We start from the raw sequence: 20,555 nt of genomic DNA, 5'->3' as shown, positions 1-20,555 counted from the left end.
CGGACTTGACGCCGGCACGCCTTGTGCAAGCGTCTGTCACGGCGCAAGATGCACCGCGCTAAGCTGGGACTCAAGGGGAAACACCGGAAAATGCCCTTTGGCAGTAAAAAGGCCGGTCTTGACCGGTATCCTTTGAGTCCGGCATTGCCGGACGGTGAAGAGCGGCGCGTACACAACGTGGGCGCTGCAAGCGGGATTTTAAATTGTTAGCAGACAGCTCAATGCTGGCAGCTAACAACCTCCGCTGTTAACGGTGAAAAAACACTCAGGAAAATAGCTAATGCATCTCATAAACTAAGTTCAGTATTTAGAGTGGGTAACGTCCAATTATGAAAAATCCCCGCAACAAATTACGGGGATAAATTAGAGCCGCATAAATTACATTACATTGATTCTTATTTCTTTCAATCCGCAGGCGCTTGCATATTTTAATATTCTTTCGACACTTGCTCTATCTGCACTTTTTTCAAGTTTAGATATTGTAGGCGGGGTTACTCCCATTTTTACTGCAATTTCGGCACTAGTTAACCCCGCTTGCTCTCTCCATGATCTCATTTGTTCTTGTAGTTGTATATGCAATTCAAGGGCTTTTTTGTGTTCATTAAATTCTTGAATAAATTCAGGATTTCCCTCTTTTTTCTTAGCTTCTAATTTCTCACGAAATGTTGTTACTTTTTTCATGCTAACTCTCCTCTTTGATACAAACGAATCATATCTTTCTTTCTATTGATAGCTGCTTGTATATCTTTTGGATCTGTTTTTTGAGTTTTTTTTATGAAAAAGCTCAAAATATAAATAGTGTTTTTTTCTTCACCATAACACCAAGTACCACGGGCTATATTGTTGCCATCTCCTGCCCTGAGTTCAAAGATTTTATTTTTTTGATCAAGTAGCTTGCAATGTGGTTCTCTCAATAAATGGGGCTTTTCTGATAACATTTCAATCAAGGAATAAAATTTTGCCTGTAATGTGATTGATAAATTATCTACTTCTAAATCAGCCACTTGATGGAAAAAAATTTCAATCATTACTATCTCCTTTTTCTATAATTAATATTAACTCAAAGTAAAACTTAGATCAAGAGGAAACTTTCATTAAAACGAAAGATTCCTCTTAAGATAATCGCGAGCCAGTGATAAGCTCACTTTTCTACCTATATTTGGCGGAAGTATTTTCTCGGTCGGGCTGAGAAAAATTAGCTTCTTTCCGGTGTATTCCCCTTTTGGCTTTTTGCCGGGCGCAAGATGCACTGCGCTAAGCTGGGACTCAAGGGGAAACACCGGAAAGCGTTCTTTGGCAGTAAAAAGGCCGGGCTTGCCCGGTATCCTTTAAGTCCGGCTATGCCGGATGGTGAAGAGCGGCGCGTACACAACGTGGACGCTGCAAGCGATCCATTTTCGTTGATATTGTTGGCCGTAGCGCAAAAGAGCGACCTGCGGGAGTGAATGCGAACGGGTGAGGATACGGACTTGATGACGGCACGCCCTGTGCAAGCGTCTGTCACAAAGTAGGAAGCACCGCGCTAATCTGTGGCTCAAGAGGAAACACCGGAAAGCGTCTTTTATCTATAAAAAGGCAGGGCTTGCACGGTATTCTTTAAGTCCGACATCGTGGGATAGTAAAGCGGCGCGCTTACAATGTGGGTGTTGTAAGCGCGCAAAATAATCATCAAATCATTTCCGATGAGCGACAATACGATCTACTTCATCAATCACCATATTTGGCGATATACAATCCATAATATGCTCATGTTTATTCAATGATAATGCTGTTCCAAAAATTACCTTATGTATTTCAGGATCTTGATATGGACCAGTTGCAGAATAACAAGCTGTAACAAAAAGGCTCACTGTAGGTACTTTTAGAGCAATAGCAATATGCATTGGTCCAGTATCTCCAGTAACCAATAAATCTAGCTCACTTATTTTTTGTGTTAGCTCAGCTAATTTTGTTTTTCCAATTAACTGATTTACTCTATTATGATATTCCTTTGGTAATAATTGCATAAACTCTTGTTGCAAGTAAATATCATTAGAAGAGCCAATCAATGCTAACTGTGCTGCATTATCATTCTTAAAAAGATCTAATGCCACCTGAACAAAATTTTTCACAGGCCAGCAACGTTCAGATGATGAAGCCCCCATTTGGAAGCCAATAGAAGCATAGTCTTTATTAATGGATTTAACATCGCATGGCGCATGCATTTCAATGCAATGTTCTGATTCTATATCACAACCTAATGGTTTGATTAATTCAAGTTTTCTTTTTATAAGATGCCCATTAAATGATTCAACATAATTAGTTAACCATTTTTCAATTAATTTATTTTCACAATAATTATCCCTAAACACATATTTAGCACCAGACATAACAGCACTTAAATAATCATAAGGATTATGTGAATGTAATATCACAGCTAAATCCGGCGTTCCATTTTCTTTTATTTCTTTCAACAAATTTGGAACGTGATTAACTTTGTTATTCCATACAACAACTCTGTCCCAATCAGATCCCCCATCAAAAAAATCTTTAAAACTCTGATGGCATATCAATGTGATAAATGCATTTCTATATCTATTCCTGATAGCATGTATTGCTGGGGTGTTCATAAAAAAGTCCCCTAATGCAGTAGTGGAATATATTATTATATTTTTGAATTCCTTTTCTTTTAGATTATTAAACTCCCTTCTCGAATGAGTAAAATCCTTTTTCTTAGTATAACCTTGTAAAAACAGATCGACCAACTTGTATTTTAAATATTTATTCACTATATGCCTTTTCTAAAACTTAACAAACGGTACTTTATAAAACTATGGAACTAGTATGTTCCATATAATATAAACAAGTAAATTTCATTACACATATAATTAAACGGCATTTAGATTAATACCGCCTAATTATATTATCTGTATCAAACTCAAGATAAATTCGCTGGCGTAAACAGCGTGGTTAATTTTGAAGTATCAACTGTTTTTTCAGCATGATAAAGGCTATAAGTATCTTGCAATTTCAGCCAAAAGCGAGGAGTACTACCTAGAACCTTAGATAACTTCACTGCCATTTCTGGAGTGACTATAGTTTTACCTGTCACAAGGCGTTGTGCTGTAGAAGAAGCAACATTTAGTGCCCGAGCAAGATCGCGAATACTTAACCCCAAGTCTTCTAAATTTCCGGCTATGATTTCGCCGGGGTGAGGCGGGTTATACATTTTCATTAGTGATAATCCTCATAGTTAACAATATACGCATCACCATCAATAAACTCGAATATTACACGTAAATTCCCTGAAACAGTAATAGACCATTGCCCTCGCCTATTCCCAGTTAACGGATGTAGGTTGTATCCAGGCAAATTCATTTCCCCTATTACCTCCGCATTATGAATAACAGCAAGTCGTTCTCTGAGCTTTTTTGCATGTTGGGGATTAATTCTAGATGTTGTCCCCGATTCAAAAAATAAACGTAATCCCTTATGCTTAAAACTCTTTATCATCACCAATCGCTCCATGTTGCGCAACGAGGAGCAGTATAACAAGGTGCTCCTCACTGTGCAACACTTTTTTACCAATCAAATACAGGAAATTCGGTTAAAACATCAAATTCAGCTGCAAAATGAATTAATTCAATGTCATGTGTCTTTATATAGTTTGCAATCAACCTTCTAGCCGGTTTTGATAACCCAAAATTTTTTAATATTAGTAGCGGGTTAGAAACTGCATTTAGACGAATCAAAAAACCTGAGCCAGTAGAATGAATCCATTCATTGTCCCCCATTTCTTGACGTAACCAAGAAATTCCTCCTAACAACAGAGCATCGCCTATCATAAGGTGGTCAGTACTGCACCGCAGTATCGTACATTGTGATAGAGATGAAGCAATGGCTAATTTCATGTGCATCAACTCCCTTGTCTGACCGTTTTCAAATTAATTGCTGTCTTCGTTATGCTAACGTTAAGATCGAGTTTTTCATGAAAAATACGCTGGAAGCGTGATTCATCATGCTTAAAAAATTCAGCAAAATCATCACCGCCGCATTCTTTACGAACTTCATCGTAAATATCACCATCGACATCAGGATTTAGCCCTTGTGCATATGCAATAGCAGGCGGTTTACCTTCAATATTAGGCATCAAATAAACCCCATGATCCTTGACTAGCCAGACTCCGCGCTTTTCCTGTAAAGCTATTTCAAAAACCTTCACAATATCTTGAGAAATAAATTTCAGCATAAAACTTCCTTTCCGGTGTATTTCCCCTTTTGGCTTTTTGCCGGGCGCGGGGAGTCTTGCGCCGTGACTCTTTATCGGCACAGGGTTTAAGGGACGGCGTCAAGGGAGCTACCGCAGGCCGCAGCGCAAAGAAACGACCAAAGGGAGTGAATGCGAACGGGCGAGGATACGGACTTGATGACGGCACGCCCTGTGCAAGCGTCTGTCACGGCGCAAGATGCACCGCGCTAAGCTGGGACTCAAGGGGATACACCGGAAAATGCCCTTTGACAGTAAAAAGGCCGGTCTTGACCGGTAACCTTTGAGTCCGGCATCGCCGGACGGTGAAGAGCGGCGCGTACACATAGTGGACGCTGCAAGCGATCCATTTTCGTGGGTACAGTTGGCATCAGCACAAAGAAACGACCAACAGGAGTGAATGCGAGCAGATCGTGCAGATGAAAATACTGATTTAATAACAGCATACACTGTGCAAGCGTCTGTCACGGCGCAAGAAGCACCGCGCTAAGCTGCGCCCCAAAGAAAAACACCAGAATGCGGTCTTTGTCTGTAAAAAGGCCAGGCTTGCCCGGTATCCTTTAAGTCCGGCATCGCCGGACGGTGAAGCGGCGCGTTCACAACGTGGACGCTACAAACAATTATTTTCTTCAACTGCATCACGATAGCCATCAAGTCTCTCAACCAAATTAGCGCATAGATGATCAATGATTTCATAAGCTATTGTAGCCTTGAAGTTTTCAAGGCCACTACATTGATACTCAATACATGCTAATGCCTCTATCAATCGTGGAACTGAAAGCAGAGGAGAAAAAGGATCAAAAACAAATTTCCCTTCTTTCTTAACACTATAACGAATATTAAATGAATTTATATTTGCCTGATAAAGCACTTTTCCCGCTACTTCTCCCGCCTCAGACCATGACAAACCTAACGGCATACAATCAATCTTATATTCTCTGTATGCACGAACAATAGAGCTAATAAGTGTTTGTGATATAGCCAATCCAGACATAGTTAATCTCTTTATATTGATAAATTTATTTTTGGAGTATTTGTTATTTACATTCAATAAGTGGCATCTAATAATGCCACTTAGATATAAGATATTATCTGTAGTATCGACTAAATACGTTCAGCCAAAATGTAAAAAATTCCCACTGTGATTTAGTCATGGGAATAGACCTAACAGATTTCCACATTGCTATATCTTCTGCGTGATGTATAATGGTAAGCGAATCTTTTGCATGATGTGAAATATTTAAAGACATAATATAAACCTCATATTAAATATTATTGTGTCATACTGCCGAATTGTTCCAGAAATTCGGCAGAGCCATTAATTGGAACCATTGTAAATTAAATGAATATATTACGCGAGCAATGACATTCATTTTCAATAATTACTTTTTGTTTTATATGGAATAAATATTCAAAACTTGGATAAATTAATAGACCAAATTTAATTTAGACTATTTTATTGCCAAAAGTATCTTATTTTTTCAGGAAGTTGATTGGCAAATAGCTTTAGTTTTTCAATGAATGTCATCATTCTAACGCAAGCAACATTATCGCCATAACCAAAGGCATACCAGCTCAACACATTAAGAATTTGAATGGTTAAAATGATACCTAAAGCATCGGCGCTAAGTTCATCGAAAGAAAATTTATTATCAATGTTTACTTTTAAAGCACCTTCTATTGACGGAGCTATATAACCGCTACCACAAGATAATTTATAACACTTCCAGGAACAAATAGAGTAATTTTCTATATAATAGGATGCGGAACGCTCCATCATATCTTTAGCTTCTTCAAAATACTTATCACCAAAAAAAGCTTTAAAAAAAATATTATTCCTTTCTTTGGTATAAGAGTAAAAAAATTTTCTAATCGTATTATCATTCATTGTTTTCATATTCATATAAATTTGATTGCTATTAACAAATGAAAGAATGGCATTTATATAACAACAACCAATAATTAACTAAATTAGTTTATAGGATATTTGTTAAGAGAATTCATTATTCCATTTAATTCGCCATGTAATCCATATTTAAATTTATTATGGTGAACTGTCCAGAGATCCCCTATCTTATATTCCTTTAAAGTTTGTTCACTTACAATTATATCATCACCACATTTACGAGATAGAATATGAATAGCTTATTTAATTAATCCATCAGAATAATTACGATTAATAAACAAATATTTAACCCCTCCAAACGCTATATTGAAAGGATCATTATTGTACTCGTATATTTTATTCATTGAATCAAAATAACCCTTTTTAAAACACCCTATAACACCTTCTACAGCCTCTTTTGTGGGGCTATCTTCCCAATTAACATTTACAGCATTACCTCCATCCATCCTTACTGAAAACTTCACACCATGAAAATGGAATTTTAAAAATTTACGAATATTCCTAGCTACAAACTTAGATTCACTTTCACTATGATCATAAATATATAGCATAATATTATTTGGTGAATCAATAATCTCCTTGCTAATTGCAATTTCTTTTTCAAGATTATTTTTATTAGCGACGATCAATTCTTTACGAATATTAGATTCTTTTTTGGACAAAGAAGGATCTAATATTTCCCAACCACAACGGGATACATCAGAGTGTGAAATATTAATTATTGAAGGGACATCAATATTTAGAAGAACATAGTTGATTAAATTTCCAACTTCTTCATTATCAATGTTTGTATTGACATTTAATTTGATAACTTCGCTTACTACAAAGCGAGATTCAGAGTAATCTTTATTACTAAGGCAGCTACCAACATTTAGAATCTTAATGCTCATTTTGTATATTCCCACGCCAAGCGGGGCGGCACCGTGAATTAACATTATCGCTAATTCAATGAATGTATTATACAAATAATGACGTTAACATTCAATAATTAATAATTGTTTTTCATGAAATAATTATCTATTATTTTAATAAAAATCAAGATGCTAAAAATAATTAATAACACTAAAATTGCAAATAGGATTTTATATATTATATATTATATATTGATCATGTTTTGTTATTTAAGACAACGCCAAAAGCACCGATGTGATGCATAACCACAGGGAGAACTCCATCAAATAAAAGGCGGCTTACTCATGTTTCAGGGAACGCAGAACCCTATCCGCCGAAGCAAAGGGGGACTAACAAGTACCCCACTCCTCCTCCCGCCCTGCTAAGCGCTAAAAACACAGAATTAGAAGCCACTCAATGGTTCGATGGTCGGAGACGAAAGAATATATCAGCGACATATAGAGAAATAAATTCGCTACACTTTTAATTAATTATCGCTATCCTGATAGGGGCTTAATTTATCAAAATTATCGACAAAATCTCTCGTCCCCTCAAGATCCCCCATAATTTCTTCATTATCAAACAAACTTTCAGACCAATCACAATATCGATTACTACGCCTAACACCATAATCATCAAATAAATAGTAAGACTTTTTTATATCTGTTTTGGTTTCCGCTTCAAGCTTTCCTGTTTCTATATTAACTAAACGCTTATATTCTATAGATTGTTCAATAAAAAAACAAACCTGCTCACCACACTTAGGACATATATATCTCATATTTTTAGCCCGATAATTGCTTATTTAATTTAGATTGTCTCTAACTCTGTCCTTAAGCATCGCTTGTTATCCGACAGGACAGAAACCCGCTTGCGGGGTTCTGCGGAGCTTACCGCCGTTTTTTGAGGCGGTTAGCGTAGTACAGGCGACATTTTACCCGAGGAAGCGGGTAAAATGCCTCCGGTGCCCCAATTAAGACCTTACTTGAAGCTCATTGTTTTAATTTCTATAAATTCCTTGCTTACTTGCAAGAAAAAACTTAATCGTGATCATCTTTCCAAAAATCCGAATTCAGGAAAATTTTAACTTGTCGAGTACGAGGATAATCTTGTTCACGTAGCTCTTTCCGTGTAGCGACTGTGAATTGGTCTTCCTTGATAATTTTGTTTAATTTACGATTCCAATGCCGGCTTACAGCAAAGTATGAGCCATTATCCAATTGATAAATTTCGAATGTATATTTATTAGAACCGCTAGCCCCTTCGTTGTGGTATAACTGTTTCATAAACTATTCTCTTCCGACCTTAAATGATTATTAAAAATAATTTTCAGAGCATTTAAATTTGCTCAGCTTATATATGATTATTTTATCTTAAACATTTTTTTTGCGTTGTTAATACCTTCATTATTTGAAGGATTATTACCCGATATACTATTACTTTCAGGGATTTCATTTTCTCTTTGTGCCACTTCTTCTGTATTACCATTACCTTGAAGATTTACATACTTTTCATTATTACTATCACCTTGAGGGTTAGCATATAGTGCTCGCACCTGTATTTTTTTATTCAAGTTAGCCAATTCTTCTCTATAGAGTTTCTCTGTTATAGGATACCATGGAGTCCATTGCCCCTCAGGAGAGTACTCATCTATAGTTCGACACTGATAACCAATGATTTCCTGAGCATTAAAGGATTGTCTAATTTCTACAGATTCATTAGTAGATGAAGTGAATAGCCTTAATATCTGTAATACCTCACTAGCTATTCCATCGTTATTCATAACTGCTAGCAACATATCAGGAAGTGTTTTATCAAGCTGCTCTAATCCATGAAGTAGAGTAAGGCCGTCTCTTGTACTCTGTGAGCGATTTTTACGAGAACTCAGAAAATTTAATAATTTTCCATGTTCTTTGTTTTCAGAATCCAGATAATAAAACTGCTTTTTCTTACTCATATGAACCCACTTACTAAGCTGCAGATAATTGTGCTATTGCTTCAACTAGAGCAGTCTGAGGATTTTTCAACTTCTGAACCTTATTACCCAAAACTGACCATTTTTTGGATATATCAGTAAAAATAAATTCAGCACCGCCACCTGTGAGAAAGATTCTATTAAATTGAGTGTAATTTTCTTCAATATGTTCAATAACCTTACGCGCGGTTTTTTTGATAGATTGTTCTAAGGATTGCATAATTACTGGGATCTGACTTTTGTCATTGATTGTGTGTTCCCATTCTTCACCAGAAAGAATTTTCCTAATAAGCAGATCAGTATCATTGTAGTTACTAGGTGTATTTGAATTAACTAACTTCAACTGAACCTCTTTAATAATATCTCCTGCTCCTAAGTTAGCATCACCAGTTACCATGAGAACCGACTCAAAGGGTCCTATTATTAACCCACAATCCAGTGTTGTTCCACCGAGATCAACCACTAAGGTCTTATCGTATTTACCAACCAACTCTCGCGTTAATATAGGAGCAACTGCCGGTATAGATTCAGGCATAACAGTAATGTCCACAAACGTAAAAATTGGAGCACCATCTTGCATGGTTATCCTACGTCTAACATTTTTAATTTTTCTTTCAATGTTTACATCATTAGTCTGAGCATCTGATGTGTAATATTCCGTAATCGGCAAGGTCACTATTAAATTAATTTCCTGAGGTTTTATTCCACTGGATTGTAAAGCATGCTGAATTCCTACAGTATTGATAGGACGGTATTGATAATTGATGTTTGTTGTTTTAACGATATCCTCACGAAATGGTGAATAAGAATATTTCTCTCCATCCAAGATATAGTTAAACGCTTTCTGAGTATAATTATTCGACCATTGCTCAATAAAACCATTTTCTATTACTAATGTTTTTAATTCGTCATTATCAAACCATGCAAGTTTTGTTGACGTAGAGCCATCATCACAAAAAAAACTTAACGTAGAGTTCATATATTCACCATGATTTATAAGGTAGCTATACACTACCATTGATTTAGTAAAAATCCCAAATTATCTACCTAAATGCTACCACAAAAAATCAATATCACAACCAAAAACCACCAAAAAGGTAACTAAAATCAAAAAAAAGCTATAATTAACAGTCAAAAGGTAGCATTCAAGAGTTAGACATTGAAAATAAAAGGTAGTGAAATGGTAGCAAACGGGAATAAATACAAAAAAAAGGTAGTAAAATGGTAGCAAAAACAAACCTGACCACGCTGTCAGTTCTCTCGCTCACAGCGCATTAATCATGCGAAACATGAATAACAATAAAATGCAAAAACACATACAATTCATGTGCGACATGATTAATGATAAGGAAAAATAATGCGCCTATCCGCTATACAGAAGGATGTTATATTTGTGCTGTTTGACCTCTCTAAACGGAAAGAGATCAATAGCCCAATTCGGGCAATGACGCTTTTAAGTATGATCAATAGCATCAGAATTATTCCTGTAGCAGGAAGTAACTTCCGTACATCCTGTCACACTCTGACAAAGCACGGTTTACTAGTAGGTTTTAGAGATAATCGTTCTTTACAATTAAATTGTACATTATCAGAAACAGGAAAGGATTTAGCTGCTCAAATTTATAAACAACGGACAGGCATGGAATGAAAGGAATTTAAAAAAACAGATGCAAGAGAACCAAAGAGAACTAGAGAAATACCCGTTTTCCATAGGCTCCGCCCTCCTGACGAGCTTCACAAAAATCTACATGATTTAAGGTGCTCTAGTCAGAAGTGGCGAAACCTGACAGGACTTAAAGATCCCCACCGTTTCCGATAGGTCGCTCCCTCGTGCGCTCTCCTGTTCCCATCTTGCAAGTTTACAGCCAGTTTACTCCGCTCTTTTAACCTTGGGGGCGCTATCTCACAGCTTCCCTTAACTGGCACTGCTCTTGTTTAGATGGTTCGCTCCAAGCTGGACTATATGCACGAACTCCCCGTTTAGTCCGACAACCACGCTATTTTAGTAACAATCACATGATTCCAATCTAAAATAACACGTAAAAACGCTATAAGTGGAAGCCTAAGGGAACTCGCAGCAGAAGGGGGAAATAGACAGTTGCTATAACTGAATGGAATCTACACAGCACATAAAAAATTATTGCGACAAATAATAGATGCTGCTAAGATCGTTGAACATATTTTGGAACTTCCCCTACTGGATGTTCCCGCGTTCAAGAGACGGCTAATCTCGTTGAACATTTGAAGAAAGCGCCTTGCAGGGCGCTTTTTTCTTTCCCAAAAAGGATACTCTTAAATACGCACTATAGTCAACATACCTTAAGAAAATACTTAAAATGAGAGAGTCATCATGTTTTAACTAATCATAGCGCTCTGTAAATTATTCGCTTTTACGTTGCCTAATGAGATTAATAGCCTCTTCAATCACTTCCCAATTAATCCCGATATTGGCATCAAAGTTATGCAACACAACCCCCATAGCTTCTGCAATATCATCATCTGTCGTTGGAACTCCCCCAGATTGGCATTTAAAATCATCATCAAACCAAAATTCTCCTATACATAATTCATCAGGAGAATAACGCTGTAAGCGTTTAATTAGTGCACCAACAGTTATTTCACGATACATAAAAACCCCTTCGTTCATAGTTAATGGTATCGGCTAACGCCGTGACCACGAACCAGAACGGGCGAACAGTCTCCCAAACAAGGGCGTTCCCGCAAGCCGCAGCGCAACGACGGGAACAACGTGGATGGAGTGAGAACGGGTGAGGACAACGACGAAGTTTCCCTTGTTTGGGAGGCGGCCCGGGCTAAGGTCTGGTCACGGCGTTAGCCCAAACGACGCGAAAGGTACATAGTGTCGGGGGCCCGGGCACCGGGTATCCTTTTTGTGGCCAGATCCTGGCCACCATAAAAAAGCGCTGGTAGCGGTAACGGCGACGATTTAGCATAATACCTGTGTGCGAAAAGCGCATCGATGTATCCATGATCACCTCGTCACGTCGGCCAAATCAGACGATCTCAGGGTGATTACTATAAAAACCAAGTGTGGCAGGCGCGAAACTGTAATTTATATGCTTATTAGCCCTATGTATGAAAACATCGGCTTTTCTTTTTCTGGAGACCACAAACGCTTAGTTATGGTCGCCCCTTAAGCTGGCTATTTTACACATTGAGTGGGTAGTCAGCTCCTGAATCAATAATTTTCGGATTATCTGGGAAACTAAATAATCAAGGGGGATCACTACAAAGAGAGCTGCTCCCCTCACTGATTTTTAATAGAATTAAATGTAGTGCATGGGTTCCTCATCTTGTAGCTCATCGCTATCACGTGGCCCAGTGAGCCAGCGGGCAGAACGAGAAGCACGCGGGGGAAATGACCAGTATATATCTGGATCGTAAATGGCTGGTTCTTCAGTCTGTTTTGCATCAAAAGGTTCGCTACGCATTATCTTCTGGTATACATTCTATAGCCTTTGCCATCATAATCATTGGTGATCCAGTCCTGCGCTTCCTTCTTAGTATCGAAGATGAAACGATAGGTGTAAGAATTAGCGCCATCCATTACACCGTATAAACGATGCCCATCTTCAAACTCAATCACAAAAATACTGTGTGACACTTATATAGCCCTCAAAAATAAGCAACAAAACTAAAATCCAATTGAATTTATATGATTGTATTAAAAACAGATCAACAGTAAAATCCAGACGATTTGGTTAAATATCACTCAATTTATTCTCAGGCTGTTTCTAATTGAAGTAGCGAGATCTGCTCTCTGGTTTTCAGCAAGGTTATCCACAGGTGCTGGGGATTAAAAAAGATTAGCACTTAAAAACCGACAGTTTTTATCGGAGGAACGGGGTTTGGGGAGCAACGGAGCAATAAAGGCAGTTAAGCGGTCATTTTAAATAGCCAAAAATCAATTAGCTAATTTACATCGCCGATTGCCATTTTTAGCCACCTCTTTTACGATAGCCAAATTAACTATGCTTATTTTTGCTTATTTTGTCCGTATTTTTAACGCTTTTATTGATGAATAGTCATTCTATTGATTTTTCATATCTTAGCCACTTAACTTAACCCCTTAACTGCCTTTATTGCTCCGTTGCTCCCGAAACCCCAGGAACCTGCAGCTACGATCGCTCTCAGATTTTGGAACAATACCTCACGCCGGCATTGAACTAATCGAGGCAGCATAACCAATAAAGTAAGAGCCTGAATAGCAAGCATTACAATACGTGGCGTGTTTTGTTCGTAGCTTTTGTAAGTTCGAAGGCAAACACCAAGTTTTTCAGCCACTTGCTTTTGTGTCCAACTCAATGACCCTCTCCATGATTTAAGCCCAGTGGAGGGCATTTGAATCTCTTTTTTATTAAATTTAGCCGTTATTATGTTGGAGACGCCAACTAATAAATTAAGCCTGGTCATTACATGAGGTAAAGGTAGTTTTTCTAATTCAGGTAACATAACCTGCAACGAAAGTGTTTGAGTTCCTAAAATTACCATACGAGAAGGGCCATTTTTTTCATAATAGCAATAGGTCCTAAAAGCGACACCTAGCTGTTCTGCAGCATCTTCCTGCCGCCAATGGCCAGTGCGTATAGAACGTGAAGAATATTGCCCAGAGCGCCATAAACGCAGTTCATAACCAGTCACAAACATTTCCCCAACATTAAAAATGCACTCATACATGCAAATATTGCACCTTATTGGTATTAATAATAGGTGCAATATTTGCATATTTTTCTTATAAATAAAATCAATATTAGATTATAATTCGTTTTATTATTGGGTTAGATAACTGATAAAATTATCACCTTTAGTCATTTATCACTAAACTATACGACAGCATTTTTTGCCCATGCCCGTAACAATCGGACGTTCATTAAAGTTTTTATAGCTAACTCTGGATTATCATTAACTAAACTATTTACCATGCCCTGCAACTGTTCCGTTCTCAGATTTTGCTCTCCACAGATTTTTTCTAGTCGTTCCTGCACCTTAACAAGAGACTCATTACTCATTTCTTCAAGAGAAAATAGTGCACGTAACCAATTATGAGGATGATCAGGATTCAGTTTGAACAATGTCAGTAAATTTTCAGCCGCTTTATTCTGTGCCCTAGTATCAGATTTAACGTTGCCCGTTTCACTATCAACGCAAATACCAACCCAATCAGCATGTTTAAAATTATCCATATAGCTAATACATTCATTAGAAGATGAGATCATGCTGCTCACCTCCGTTGCCGTGTGATTCTCCAACATCATATTTGTAGCTATACCAATAGCATTAATCATTACACCATGAGTTCCAAGGTGACATTTTCGATATTCCTCCCCCATAGAAAGTGAATGTAGTAATTCCCAATTCATCACACTGGCCCAAGCGTTCCAGAGCGAAACCGCATATTCACGTTGTTCTGGAGAGATTTCATCACCAATACGCAGGCCCAACATTTTGCGAGTAGCATCAGAAAGCGCTTTAAAGCTAATTAATTTAGCACTCTTTACAGGAACAACATTGTGTTCAAAATCAATACTTCCTTTAAAGGCAGGAACAACGGAGGTTAAATATCTAACCAACTGATTTAAAGGATTATTATGGTTATAGGCCATATTGATGGCTGCTGCCGGCTTACATGCATTATTGTTAATATCAGAAAAAAATTGCTGACGAACAGCAAGAGAAACATTTTCAGTAAGTACTACAGTAATCGTGTCACTAGTTTCCCTTTTTTTAACAAAATCAATCACACCGCGAAATTTATGCTGACCATCGAAAACTTTAATATCTGTATCCAAACGAATAGAAACAATACCGAGATTGCCTGATTCGTGAACTTCCTGAAATTTAGCAACTTCCTCAATATTTCCACATAGTGTAGGTAGAAAGTAAGGCGCTTTTTTATCATGGGCATTCACAAGATAGCGGGTAATTTTACGTGCTCTAGTGAAGTTAATTTCTCTCTGAGAACGCTCTAAAACATCATCAGCGTAATCTATGATAAAAATACGCTTTAACATCGACATAGGAATAGTAAGGGAATATTGGGTTATTCCTCCTTGTTGACCTCGTGTAGCTGGAAAATGGAGGTACATTTGGTTATCTGGCTGTGTCATATATAATTCTCTCTAAATTTGAAAGTTGACCATCAAGTTTGGCCAACTGAATTATGCTTCACGAAAATAAACTTTCTTTCCGGTGATACCCTTTATTTAGCTTTCGCTGACGCAGGGCGTCTGGCGCCGTGACACTAAGACCGAGACGGGGTATAAGCAGACAGGGCAAGGGCGGCATAGCCGGCGATAGCGTACCCTTGCGCTGTTTGCGCCCCGGCTCAGAGTCTGTCACGGAGAAAGACTCACTGCGTATGAGAGCCAAAAGGGGGAATACACCGGAAAGAAATAGCCAGGTTTTATCCTGGCCAACCTTAACGCCGGCACAATCTGTGCCGGCAGTGGGAGCGGCGCAAGCAGAGCTTGCTGCAAGCGGGAAACATGAACAATTGCGGGTTCAATACCTGCAATTGTTTAAAAGGTCTAAAAAATTATAATGTGTATAAAAAATACAAATATTAGTATAATGAACACACTGCTTATCCAATAATTTTTCATTATTAAATAATGAATTAATAGATAGAGACACAATGCAAGATTCAGAACGGAAAATACGCCAATTTTTAAAATCAGTGCAGGATCTAAAATCCCTAGAGTTCATTGATGACATCGATCATTTAACCCTTTCTCAATTACAAGAAAAGTTATTGAAGCAATCCAACAATGGCACTCGTCTAAAACAGCAATTTCTTCGGCATGGTGCAAAATGGGAACTAGAAGAAGAAGAAGAGCTAAAGAGACTTTTTTCTATAGGGGAATTAAATGCAGGAGAGTTTGCTAACCAATATCAGAGACGCCCAAAATCTGTTACAACACGAATGATCAAATTAGGTCTGATAGACCAAGAAAATTCATAATTATCATCTATTACACAATCACGCAGCAGCTGGGCAGATAGACTCAACGCTCACACCTGCCCATATAATACTGTATCAAGCATGAAATCCGCTCTGGCTGGCAATCAGTTTTGCTCCGCAGGCGGTTTGCATGCCTTCCAATGCAATGTTTTTTCCTTGATACTTTAAATCGTTACTTCCTTCTACAATCGGAAAGGTTCCTTTGCATTTTGGGCAAGTTACTAAATCACCTTTAGCAGCAACTGGTACACCTTGATAAGAATAGCCATCAATAGCAGTAACGACCTGGCCACCATGATCTGTCATGTCATTTAATCGAATAACAGCTTTACCTGCCATAGCTTATACCTCACTCAGTAACGGTAGTAGCTGCAAATCCCGTAAGCAAACTTCGATATCATTGGCTTTATTGATATGCCCTTTATTTTCTATGTCAAAGATTTCTTTTGTGGTGACAATCAATGTACCGATCTGGCCTTCCTTATCAGGGATAGATAAAATTTCTTCTGCCATTGGAACTAAAGCTGGATCAATTTCTGTAGGTAAATACAGCATCCAACCTGCACTCAACCTATCTGTAAACACTTGTTTTCTATACAGAGAATAACCATCAGTCTCTACTAATATATAAGGTGAATCGCGACCTGAAATTAAATTTTTAATAAACTCGCTTAAACGCAATAATTGAAGATCTTTTTTATTAATGATTAGATTAAGCGTTATTTCTGTTTGTCCTAACCGGTCACGTCTGTAATTTTGGTAATAAATTGAGCATGACTGATCATCCTCCTCTCCATCCCAAATTCCTTTTATGACCATAGGATTTTTTTCTGTATAATCTTTCTCAAACTCTTTTATAGCTTCTTCTGTTGCCCCTTGTGCATTAAAAGCAATATGAAGCAAAGCCTCTTTACGGGTGTTTCCAGGTAAATACCACATTTTATGGCGATCCGTAAAAAGTGTTATATTTAGTTGTTGCGTGATTTTAAGTAAATCTTCAAGGGCTATCTTGGGAGTGAGTGGTGCTTTCCAATCAAAATATAATCTTATTTCTAATGATAAGGTAGTCATTTATTTTTCCTGTTAATTTATAAAGGAGTGTTAAATACCTTGATATTTGGGAATTTAGAGAATGCCCTTGCGTAGTAAGCAAAACTTATAGGTTGTAGAAAGTGCCAATGAGAATTTGGAATACCATTTAATGAAGAACATACCATCTGTTGTCTTTCTGCCTGAGATATCATAGACAGATGTCCATTAGCCCACCAATCTAGAGGTCTACCATTTTTAAAGAAATTATCATATTTAGCTTTAGCCTCAAGAAATAAACAGTTATGAGGCTGCCAACCATCAAAGTTTACACCTAAACAATCCCACGATTCAATTCTCGACAAATTTGCATCATATATTGTTTTAGATATTGTCATTTGATAATTAATTGCTAAAGCTGAACGTCCATTAGTACTTTCCCAAACCATCATAACTTTCCCAATAGCAGGACATTTTTCACATTCGGTACGAGATGAAGTAACTGTTCCTGTTTCTGCCTCAGCTTTATCTTTGTCTTTTGTCGCTTCATCGATTCCTATAGCCACACCAGTGCCAATGGTTATCCCGGCAAGCGCTGTAAAAGTAAATTCTGCCGCTGCTAAAATTGCAGAGCCAGCAAGAATAGGTAGAGGTCCTGGCATATCAAGTTCTCCTCTTCATTAAGTTATCCATTACTTGTAAATAATCACGGTATTGTTGTTCTGGGTTATCCCCCGCGCTCAACATATTTTTAATTTCAGGGAATTCGTGATAATTGCGATTAAACGCAACGAAATAGAGATAAGAGCGTATCAATTTCTCATCTTTAAATCCCATATCAACCAAATCCAGATACGTTTCTTTAAGTCGTTTATGCAGGCTTTGTTCGCTTTCATCTCTGATGAATTCAGCGTGTTCTGACTGAATTTGTTTTCGAACGTGGGTGATATAAGCCTCATCTTCAGCATCGATAAATTTACCAACCTGTTCTTTACTGAGCTTTATCATCGTTGTGCTCCTTTCACAGAATAAAACTGGTCATTCAGCCAATACTCCCATTTATCAATAGATTGTGTGAATGCAGTTAACTGTTCCTGACTAAAGATATCTGGGATTTGATACAGAATGCGGGGATCGTAAAAACGTAACAACGCCGTTTCACCGCTTTCCAATTGAACATTCATATAAGGCTCAAAATGGCGAGTTAGTGCATCCAACGACTGTGTGGTATACAACCATGAAACAGCGGGAAAGGTTTTTTCCAATGTTAAAAATTTTTCCATTAATACCGTGCCGATTGTGGTGTCAAACAACCACGGCCCAGCAAAGGCGATTTCTGCATCAGGGTATTGCCGAAACAATGGATTATTCAGCCCTACATGGTAAGTTAATTCCTCACCAAAAAGGCGTTCATACTGTAAGCCATCAACCAATGCATACCTTTTTATATCAGGGTGATTTTTTTGATATTCCAGCCATTTTTCCTGTGACATTGAAATCATTATTGCCCCCTGATAACCATGGAAGAACCGCCTAATGCTGCTTTCATTAAGCAGCTGATACAAATTTTCGTTGGCGGTGTGTCTAACACTTTTTCCGACTGGGCCACATTAATGGATGACAGCTTATCCAGCATATCAGGCAGTTTTCCGCCCCAGCCTGAGCCATTACCCGGAGAACCACTCCCCATATTAACGGCAGCACTACTAGTAATCCCGCCTGCATCGATTTTCAGAAAATGCCCTGCAGCTTGAATCGTCAGTTCAGAACCGGCATCGATCACCACTTTGGCACCAGAACTGAGATGAATTTCATTTCCGCTTTGGGTTAACAGCGCATCGTCAGCTTTGATATGGAGCTTTTGCCCAGTGGACAGCGAAATATCATTGTTTGCTTGCACACGATATTCATTATCAACACGTAAATGCGCATCATTTTTTATGTGATGCGTCCGGTTATGACCTATATTGTGGGTTTCATCATTGAGCACCTGCGCTTTGATGTCTTTCTGAGCATGAATAAACACTTCTTCGCTGCCTTTGGCATCGTCAAAACGCAGTTCGTTAAAACCTTCCCCTTTGTGGGTTTTGGTTTTAAAAATGGTACAGGTCTTGGCAGACGGTAAATCCAGTGGCGGACGGTTCAGGCCATTGTAAACACAGCCAGTGACAATCGGCCGGTCAATATCACCATTAAGATAAGAGATAATCACCTCTTGGCCGATACGCGGGATTACCATAAAACCAAAACCGTTGCCGTTCCATCCCTGAGCAACACGTACCCAGCAGGATGCACTGTCATCCGCTTTATCGTAGCGGTTCCAGTGAAAATGCACTTTAATCGCTCCATCTTTGTTGACGAAAATTTCTTCGCCTTCAGGTCCAACAACCGTAGCACTTTCATCACCGTCAGCCAGTGGCTTATAGTGAAATGGTGGTCGCCAGTCGGCATAGCCATCAATAAAACTGAAATCGTTACTCAGCGTAGTGCCCTCGCCACCGTCCCCCACTGCCTGTGGGCAGCGACCATGATGGCTGATTTCAACAATCTGCCAGCGGGTATTAAGCGGTTTATATGGGTGATTTTCGATCTCGAAGATTTTGCCCGGTCGTAGCTTGATGCAATTACTCTGCCCATTACCCTGTTGCATCTGGTTTTTTAGCACTTCGTGGCGGTATTTTACAAACGGTTTTCCTTCGGCTTCTTGCTGGAAGCGTCCGTAACTTTCGTAAATGGTGTACGGCGTAAGTGAGCCTAATGATTCATATTCGGGGCTACTCTCTAACTGATACACCGGAGAAAGCGGACTATCGGGGTTGTAATCTCTGTGGATACTGCGCTTTGGTGCCATACCGACCCCCAAGCGCACCTGATAAATCACATCCTGTCCGTGAGCGGTGTCTGGCTGAGGCTGATATTGCAGCGGCAGATTTGCCGTCATCCCTAAATGGCTGTCACTGAAAAACAGTATTTCATCTTCAAACCAAAAACTGATCCCTTCTTCCGCTGTCAGCCGGCAGAAAAATTGATAATCCGATTCCCGTTTCTGGGTGGTGTATTCCCGGTTATGATGAGGATCTTCCAGTTGAGAATTAGCCCGGATATGGTGTTTTTTCAGCAAGAGTTTAATGATATCCGGCACACTCTGGCGGTGATAAATATGACTGTCCTGATTCAGCGCCAGCCGCCAGAGAAATGGGCGAACGGTGAACGTGTAGAGTGTTTTATTACCATCAGTGCTGCACCAGTCAGCATGAGAAATAATCCCGGTGATTTTGCGCTGCTCCGTCTCATTATAGAAAATTTGCAGTACTACTTCTTGCATCAATAGTGTGGTTAAATCGATCTCTAGTGGAGGTTTAAAAGGATTGGCCGGCAAGGACTGAACTAGGGTCAGATTCAATGTGAAAAGATGAGAAAGCCCTTCCCGCAGAGTAAAATCCGCTACCGCAAATGTATCTTCGGGCAAGTCTCCTACCCGACAAAGAAAACGTAATCCGCTTTTTGGCATTATTAGCTCCTGATT

At 38.6% G+C, this 20,555-nt stretch carries 28 protein-coding genes; 3 read left to right on the top strand and 25 right to left on the bottom strand.

The annotated features are described in order from the left end of the window. Positions 1 to 378 precede the first annotated feature (378 nt). From AC5JQI_RS19425 to parM, 14 genes are all read right to left on the bottom strand, one after another. Positions 379 to 681 carry a helix-turn-helix domain-containing protein gene (locus AC5JQI_RS19425; protein ID WP_493914742.1) on the bottom strand — a complete coding sequence of 101 codons (303 nt, stop codon included), beginning with the start codon at positions 679 to 681 and terminating at the stop codon, positions 379 to 381. Beyond that, complete coding sequence (locus AC5JQI_RS19420) at positions 678 to 1,028, bottom strand: type II toxin-antitoxin system RelE/ParE family toxin (protein WP_493914741.1); 351 nt, start codon at positions 1,026 to 1,028, stop codon at positions 678 to 680. The genes AC5JQI_RS19425 and AC5JQI_RS19420 overlap by 4 nt, the downstream gene beginning before the upstream one ends. Before the next feature lie 645 nt (positions 1,029 to 1,673). Further along, complete coding sequence (locus AC5JQI_RS19415; protein WP_493914740.1) at positions 1,674 to 2,768, bottom strand: glycosyltransferase family 9 protein; 1,095 nt, start codon at positions 2,766 to 2,768, stop codon at positions 1,674 to 1,676. Positions 2,769 to 2,917: 149 nt separating this feature from the next. Then, the gene (locus tag AC5JQI_RS19410; protein ID WP_493914739.1) at positions 2,918 to 3,214 is read right to left on the bottom strand and encodes a HigA family addiction module antitoxin; all 297 of its coding nucleotides are present in this window, start codon (positions 3,212 to 3,214) and stop codon (positions 2,918 to 2,920) included. Then, positions 3,214 to 3,492: a type II toxin-antitoxin system RelE/ParE family toxin gene (locus AC5JQI_RS19405; protein WP_493914837.1), complete on the bottom strand. Its 279-nt coding sequence runs from the start codon at positions 3,490 to 3,492 to the stop codon at positions 3,214 to 3,216. The genes AC5JQI_RS19410 and AC5JQI_RS19405 overlap by 1 nt, the downstream gene beginning before the upstream one ends. 68 nt (positions 3,493 to 3,560) lie before the next feature. Further along, positions 3,561 to 3,890 (bottom strand): DUF5983 family protein, encoded by a 330-nt coding sequence (locus AC5JQI_RS19400; protein ID WP_493914836.1) that lies wholly within the window; start codon positions 3,888 to 3,890, stop codon positions 3,561 to 3,563. A 5-nt stretch (positions 3,891 to 3,895) separates the two neighbouring features. Then, on the bottom strand, positions 3,896 to 4,228 hold the full coding sequence (locus AC5JQI_RS19395; RefSeq protein WP_493914835.1) for a DUF3085 domain-containing protein: 333 nt from the start codon (positions 4,226 to 4,228) through the stop codon (positions 3,896 to 3,898). A 628-nt stretch (positions 4,229 to 4,856) separates the two neighbouring features. After that, complete coding sequence (locus tag AC5JQI_RS19390; protein WP_493914834.1) at positions 4,857 to 5,240, bottom strand: hypothetical protein; 384 nt, start codon at positions 5,238 to 5,240, stop codon at positions 4,857 to 4,859. 462 nt (positions 5,241 to 5,702) lie between these two features. Next, positions 5,703 to 6,149, bottom strand: a complete 447-nt coding sequence (locus tag AC5JQI_RS19385) for an antirestriction protein (protein WP_493914833.1) — start codon at positions 6,147 to 6,149, stop codon at positions 5,703 to 5,705. Between the two features lie 242 nt (positions 6,150 to 6,391). Beyond that, complete coding sequence (locus AC5JQI_RS19380; protein WP_493914832.1) at positions 6,392 to 7,042, bottom strand: LPD29 domain-containing protein; 651 nt, start codon at positions 7,040 to 7,042, stop codon at positions 6,392 to 6,394. Positions 7,043 to 7,530: 488 nt separating this feature from the next. After that, positions 7,531 to 7,824 carry a hypothetical protein gene (locus tag AC5JQI_RS19375; RefSeq protein WP_493914831.1) on the bottom strand — a complete coding sequence of 98 codons (294 nt, stop codon included), beginning with the start codon at positions 7,822 to 7,824 and terminating at the stop codon, positions 7,531 to 7,533. 259 nt (positions 7,825 to 8,083) lie between these two features. Beyond that, a complete protein-coding gene (locus tag AC5JQI_RS19370; RefSeq protein WP_493914830.1) occupies positions 8,084 to 8,329 on the bottom strand; it encodes a sugar ABC transporter substrate-binding protein in 246 nt (81 codons plus the stop codon). Positions 8,330 to 8,406: 77 nt separating this feature from the next. After that, a complete protein-coding gene (locus AC5JQI_RS19365; RefSeq protein ID WP_493914829.1) occupies positions 8,407 to 9,000 on the bottom strand; it encodes a hypothetical protein in 594 nt (197 codons plus the stop codon). 13 nt (positions 9,001 to 9,013) lie between these two features. Then, the gene (gene parM / locus AC5JQI_RS19360) at positions 9,014 to 9,997 is read right to left on the bottom strand and encodes a plasmid segregation protein ParM domain-containing protein (protein ID WP_493914828.1); all 984 of its coding nucleotides are present in this window, start codon (positions 9,995 to 9,997) and stop codon (positions 9,014 to 9,016) included. A gap of 378 nt (positions 9,998 to 10,375) precedes the next feature. Between parM and AC5JQI_RS19355 the strand changes: the two genes are divergently transcribed. Next, on the top strand, positions 10,376 to 10,666 hold the full coding sequence (locus AC5JQI_RS19355; protein WP_493914827.1) for a chromosome segregation protein ParM: 291 nt from the start codon (positions 10,376 to 10,378) through the stop codon (positions 10,664 to 10,666). A gap of 732 nt (positions 10,667 to 11,398) precedes the next feature. Here AC5JQI_RS19355 and AC5JQI_RS19350 read toward each other — a convergent pair. From AC5JQI_RS19350 to AC5JQI_RS19330, 5 genes are all read right to left on the bottom strand, one after another. Further along, positions 11,399 to 11,647, bottom strand: a complete 249-nt coding sequence (locus AC5JQI_RS19350; RefSeq protein WP_493914826.1) for a hypothetical protein — start codon at positions 11,645 to 11,647, stop codon at positions 11,399 to 11,401. Between the two features lie 658 nt (positions 11,648 to 12,305). Further along, positions 12,306 to 12,470 (bottom strand): hypothetical protein, encoded by a 165-nt coding sequence (locus AC5JQI_RS19345; protein ID WP_493914825.1) that lies wholly within the window; start codon positions 12,468 to 12,470, stop codon positions 12,306 to 12,308. Then, a complete protein-coding gene (locus AC5JQI_RS19340) occupies positions 12,470 to 12,643 on the bottom strand; it encodes a hypothetical protein (protein WP_493914824.1) in 174 nt (57 codons plus the stop codon). The genes AC5JQI_RS19345 and AC5JQI_RS19340 overlap by 1 nt, the downstream gene beginning before the upstream one ends. A gap of 452 nt (positions 12,644 to 13,095) precedes the next feature. Beyond that, positions 13,096 to 13,716 (bottom strand): helix-turn-helix domain-containing protein, encoded by a 621-nt coding sequence (locus tag AC5JQI_RS19335; RefSeq protein ID WP_493914823.1) that lies wholly within the window; start codon positions 13,714 to 13,716, stop codon positions 13,096 to 13,098. A 146-nt stretch (positions 13,717 to 13,862) separates the two neighbouring features. Beyond that, the gene (locus tag AC5JQI_RS19330; RefSeq protein ID WP_493914822.1) at positions 13,863 to 15,146 is read right to left on the bottom strand and encodes a DGQHR domain-containing protein; all 1,284 of its coding nucleotides are present in this window, start codon (positions 15,144 to 15,146) and stop codon (positions 13,863 to 13,865) included. 128 nt (positions 15,147 to 15,274) lie between these two features. Here AC5JQI_RS19330 and AC5JQI_RS19325 point away from each other — a divergent pair, with 128 nt between their 5' ends. Together AC5JQI_RS19325 and AC5JQI_RS19320 are read left to right on the top strand one after the other, a co-directional pair. Beyond that, positions 15,275 to 15,580, top strand: coding sequence for a hypothetical protein (locus AC5JQI_RS19325; RefSeq protein ID WP_493914821.1), 306 nt, complete (start codon positions 15,275 to 15,277; stop codon positions 15,578 to 15,580). A 93-nt stretch (positions 15,581 to 15,673) separates the two neighbouring features. Beyond that, positions 15,674 to 16,000, top strand: coding sequence for a hypothetical protein (locus AC5JQI_RS19320; protein ID WP_493914820.1), 327 nt, complete (start codon positions 15,674 to 15,676; stop codon positions 15,998 to 16,000). A 75-nt stretch (positions 16,001 to 16,075) separates the two neighbouring features. On the opposite strand, the gene AC5JQI_RS19315 is transcribed toward AC5JQI_RS19320, so the two are convergent. Genes AC5JQI_RS19315 through AC5JQI_RS19290 form a run of 6 tightly spaced genes read right to left on the bottom strand, consistent with a single transcriptional unit; the run spans position 16,076 to position 20,540 of the window. Next, the gene (locus tag AC5JQI_RS19315; RefSeq protein WP_493914819.1) at positions 16,076 to 16,339 is read right to left on the bottom strand and encodes a PAAR domain-containing protein; all 264 of its coding nucleotides are present in this window, start codon (positions 16,337 to 16,339) and stop codon (positions 16,076 to 16,078) included. Positions 16,340 to 16,342: 3 nt separating this feature from the next. After that, positions 16,343 to 17,071 (bottom strand): immunity 52 family protein, encoded by a 729-nt coding sequence (locus AC5JQI_RS19310; protein WP_493914818.1) that lies wholly within the window; start codon positions 17,069 to 17,071, stop codon positions 16,343 to 16,345. A 17-nt stretch (positions 17,072 to 17,088) separates the two neighbouring features. Continuing rightward, positions 17,089 to 17,691, bottom strand: a complete 603-nt coding sequence (locus tag AC5JQI_RS19305; protein ID WP_493914817.1) for a restriction endonuclease fold toxin 5 domain-containing protein — start codon at positions 17,689 to 17,691, stop codon at positions 17,089 to 17,091. Position 17,692: 1 nt separating this feature from the next. Then, the gene (locus AC5JQI_RS19300) at positions 17,693 to 18,037 is read right to left on the bottom strand and encodes a hypothetical protein (RefSeq protein WP_493914816.1); all 345 of its coding nucleotides are present in this window, start codon (positions 18,035 to 18,037) and stop codon (positions 17,693 to 17,695) included. Continuing rightward, complete coding sequence (locus tag AC5JQI_RS19295) at positions 18,034 to 18,531, bottom strand: DUF4123 domain-containing protein (protein ID WP_493914815.1); 498 nt, start codon at positions 18,529 to 18,531, stop codon at positions 18,034 to 18,036. Before AC5JQI_RS19295 ends, AC5JQI_RS19300 begins: the two co-directional genes overlap by 4 nt. After that, entirely contained in the window at positions 18,531 to 20,540 is a 2,010-nt protein-coding gene (locus tag AC5JQI_RS19290; protein WP_493914814.1) for a type VI secretion system Vgr family protein, read from the bottom strand. The genes AC5JQI_RS19295 and AC5JQI_RS19290 overlap by 1 nt, the downstream gene beginning before the upstream one ends. Positions 20,541 to 20,555: the final 15 nt, after the last annotated feature.

It is taken from the genome of Xenorhabdus sp. XBWT, assembly GCF_059072735.1.
This window is presented reverse-complemented; position numbering and strand designations above follow the sequence as displayed.

Excerpts from the sequence above, each read along its gene's own strand:
- AC5JQI_RS19370 (WP_493914830.1), bottom strand. The coding sequence starts at position 8,329 with ATGAAACAGTTATACCACAACGAAGGGGCTAGCGGTTCTAATAAATAT.
- AC5JQI_RS19375 (WP_493914831.1), bottom strand. The coding sequence starts at position 7,824 with ATGAGATATATATGTCCTAAGTGTGGTGAGCAGGTTTGTTTTTTTATT.
- AC5JQI_RS19425 (WP_493914742.1), bottom strand. The coding sequence starts at position 681 with ATGAAAAAAGTAACAACATTTCGTGAGAAATTAGAAGCTAAGAAAAAA.
- AC5JQI_RS19385 (WP_493914833.1), bottom strand. The coding sequence starts at position 6,149 with ATGAATATGAAAACAATGAATGATAATACGATTAGAAAATTTTTTTAC.
- AC5JQI_RS19365 (WP_493914829.1), bottom strand. The coding sequence starts at position 9,000 with ATGAGTAAGAAAAAGCAGTTTTATTATCTGGATTCTGAAAACAAAGAA.
- AC5JQI_RS19290 (WP_493914814.1), bottom strand. The coding sequence starts at position 20,540 with ATGCCAAAAAGCGGATTACGTTTTCTTTGTCGGGTAGGAGACTTGCCC.
- AC5JQI_RS19400 (WP_493914836.1), bottom strand. The coding sequence starts at position 3,890 with ATGAAATTAGCCATTGCTTCATCTCTATCACAATGTACGATACTGCGG.
- AC5JQI_RS19310 (WP_493914818.1), bottom strand. The coding sequence starts at position 17,071 with ATGACTACCTTATCATTAGAAATAAGATTATATTTTGATTGGAAAGCA.
- AC5JQI_RS19355 (WP_493914827.1), top strand. The coding sequence starts at position 10,376 with ATGCGCCTATCCGCTATACAGAAGGATGTTATATTTGTGCTGTTTGAC.
- AC5JQI_RS19300 (WP_493914816.1), bottom strand. The coding sequence starts at position 18,037 with ATGATAAAGCTCAGTAAAGAACAGGTTGGTAAATTTATCGATGCTGAA.
- parM (WP_493914828.1), bottom strand. The coding sequence starts at position 9,997 with ATGAACTCTACGTTAAGTTTTTTTTGTGATGATGGCTCTACGTCAACA.
- AC5JQI_RS19335 (WP_493914823.1), bottom strand. The coding sequence starts at position 13,716 with ATGTATGAGTGCATTTTTAATGTTGGGGAAATGTTTGTGACTGGTTAT.
- AC5JQI_RS19295 (WP_493914815.1), bottom strand. The coding sequence starts at position 18,531 with ATGATTTCAATGTCACAGGAAAAATGGCTGGAATATCAAAAAAATCAC.
- AC5JQI_RS19330 (WP_493914822.1), bottom strand. The coding sequence starts at position 15,146 with ATGACACAGCCAGATAACCAAATGTACCTCCATTTTCCAGCTACACGA.
- AC5JQI_RS19350 (WP_493914826.1), bottom strand. The coding sequence starts at position 11,647 with ATGTATCGTGAAATAACTGTTGGTGCACTAATTAAACGCTTACAGCGT.
- AC5JQI_RS19410 (WP_493914739.1), bottom strand. The coding sequence starts at position 3,214 with ATGAAAATGTATAACCCGCCTCACCCCGGCGAAATCATAGCCGGAAAT.
- AC5JQI_RS19420 (WP_493914741.1), bottom strand. The coding sequence starts at position 1,028 with ATGATTGAAATTTTTTTCCATCAAGTGGCTGATTTAGAAGTAGATAAT.
- AC5JQI_RS19380 (WP_493914832.1), bottom strand. The coding sequence starts at position 7,042 with ATGAGCATTAAGATTCTAAATGTTGGTAGCTGCCTTAGTAATAAAGAT.
- AC5JQI_RS19320 (WP_493914820.1), top strand. The coding sequence starts at position 15,674 with ATGCAAGATTCAGAACGGAAAATACGCCAATTTTTAAAATCAGTGCAG.
- AC5JQI_RS19315 (WP_493914819.1), bottom strand. The coding sequence starts at position 16,339 with ATGGCAGGTAAAGCTGTTATTCGATTAAATGACATGACAGATCATGGT.
- AC5JQI_RS19405 (WP_493914837.1), bottom strand. The coding sequence starts at position 3,492 with ATGATAAAGAGTTTTAAGCATAAGGGATTACGTTTATTTTTTGAATCG.
- AC5JQI_RS19305 (WP_493914817.1), bottom strand. The coding sequence starts at position 17,691 with ATGCCAGGACCTCTACCTATTCTTGCTGGCTCTGCAATTTTAGCAGCG.
- AC5JQI_RS19390 (WP_493914834.1), bottom strand. The coding sequence starts at position 5,240 with ATGTCTGGATTGGCTATATCACAAACACTTATTAGCTCTATTGTTCGT.
- AC5JQI_RS19345 (WP_493914825.1), bottom strand. The coding sequence starts at position 12,470 with ATGCGTAGCGAACCTTTTGATGCAAAACAGACTGAAGAACCAGCCATT.
- AC5JQI_RS19395 (WP_493914835.1), bottom strand. The coding sequence starts at position 4,228 with ATGCTGAAATTTATTTCTCAAGATATTGTGAAGGTTTTTGAAATAGCT.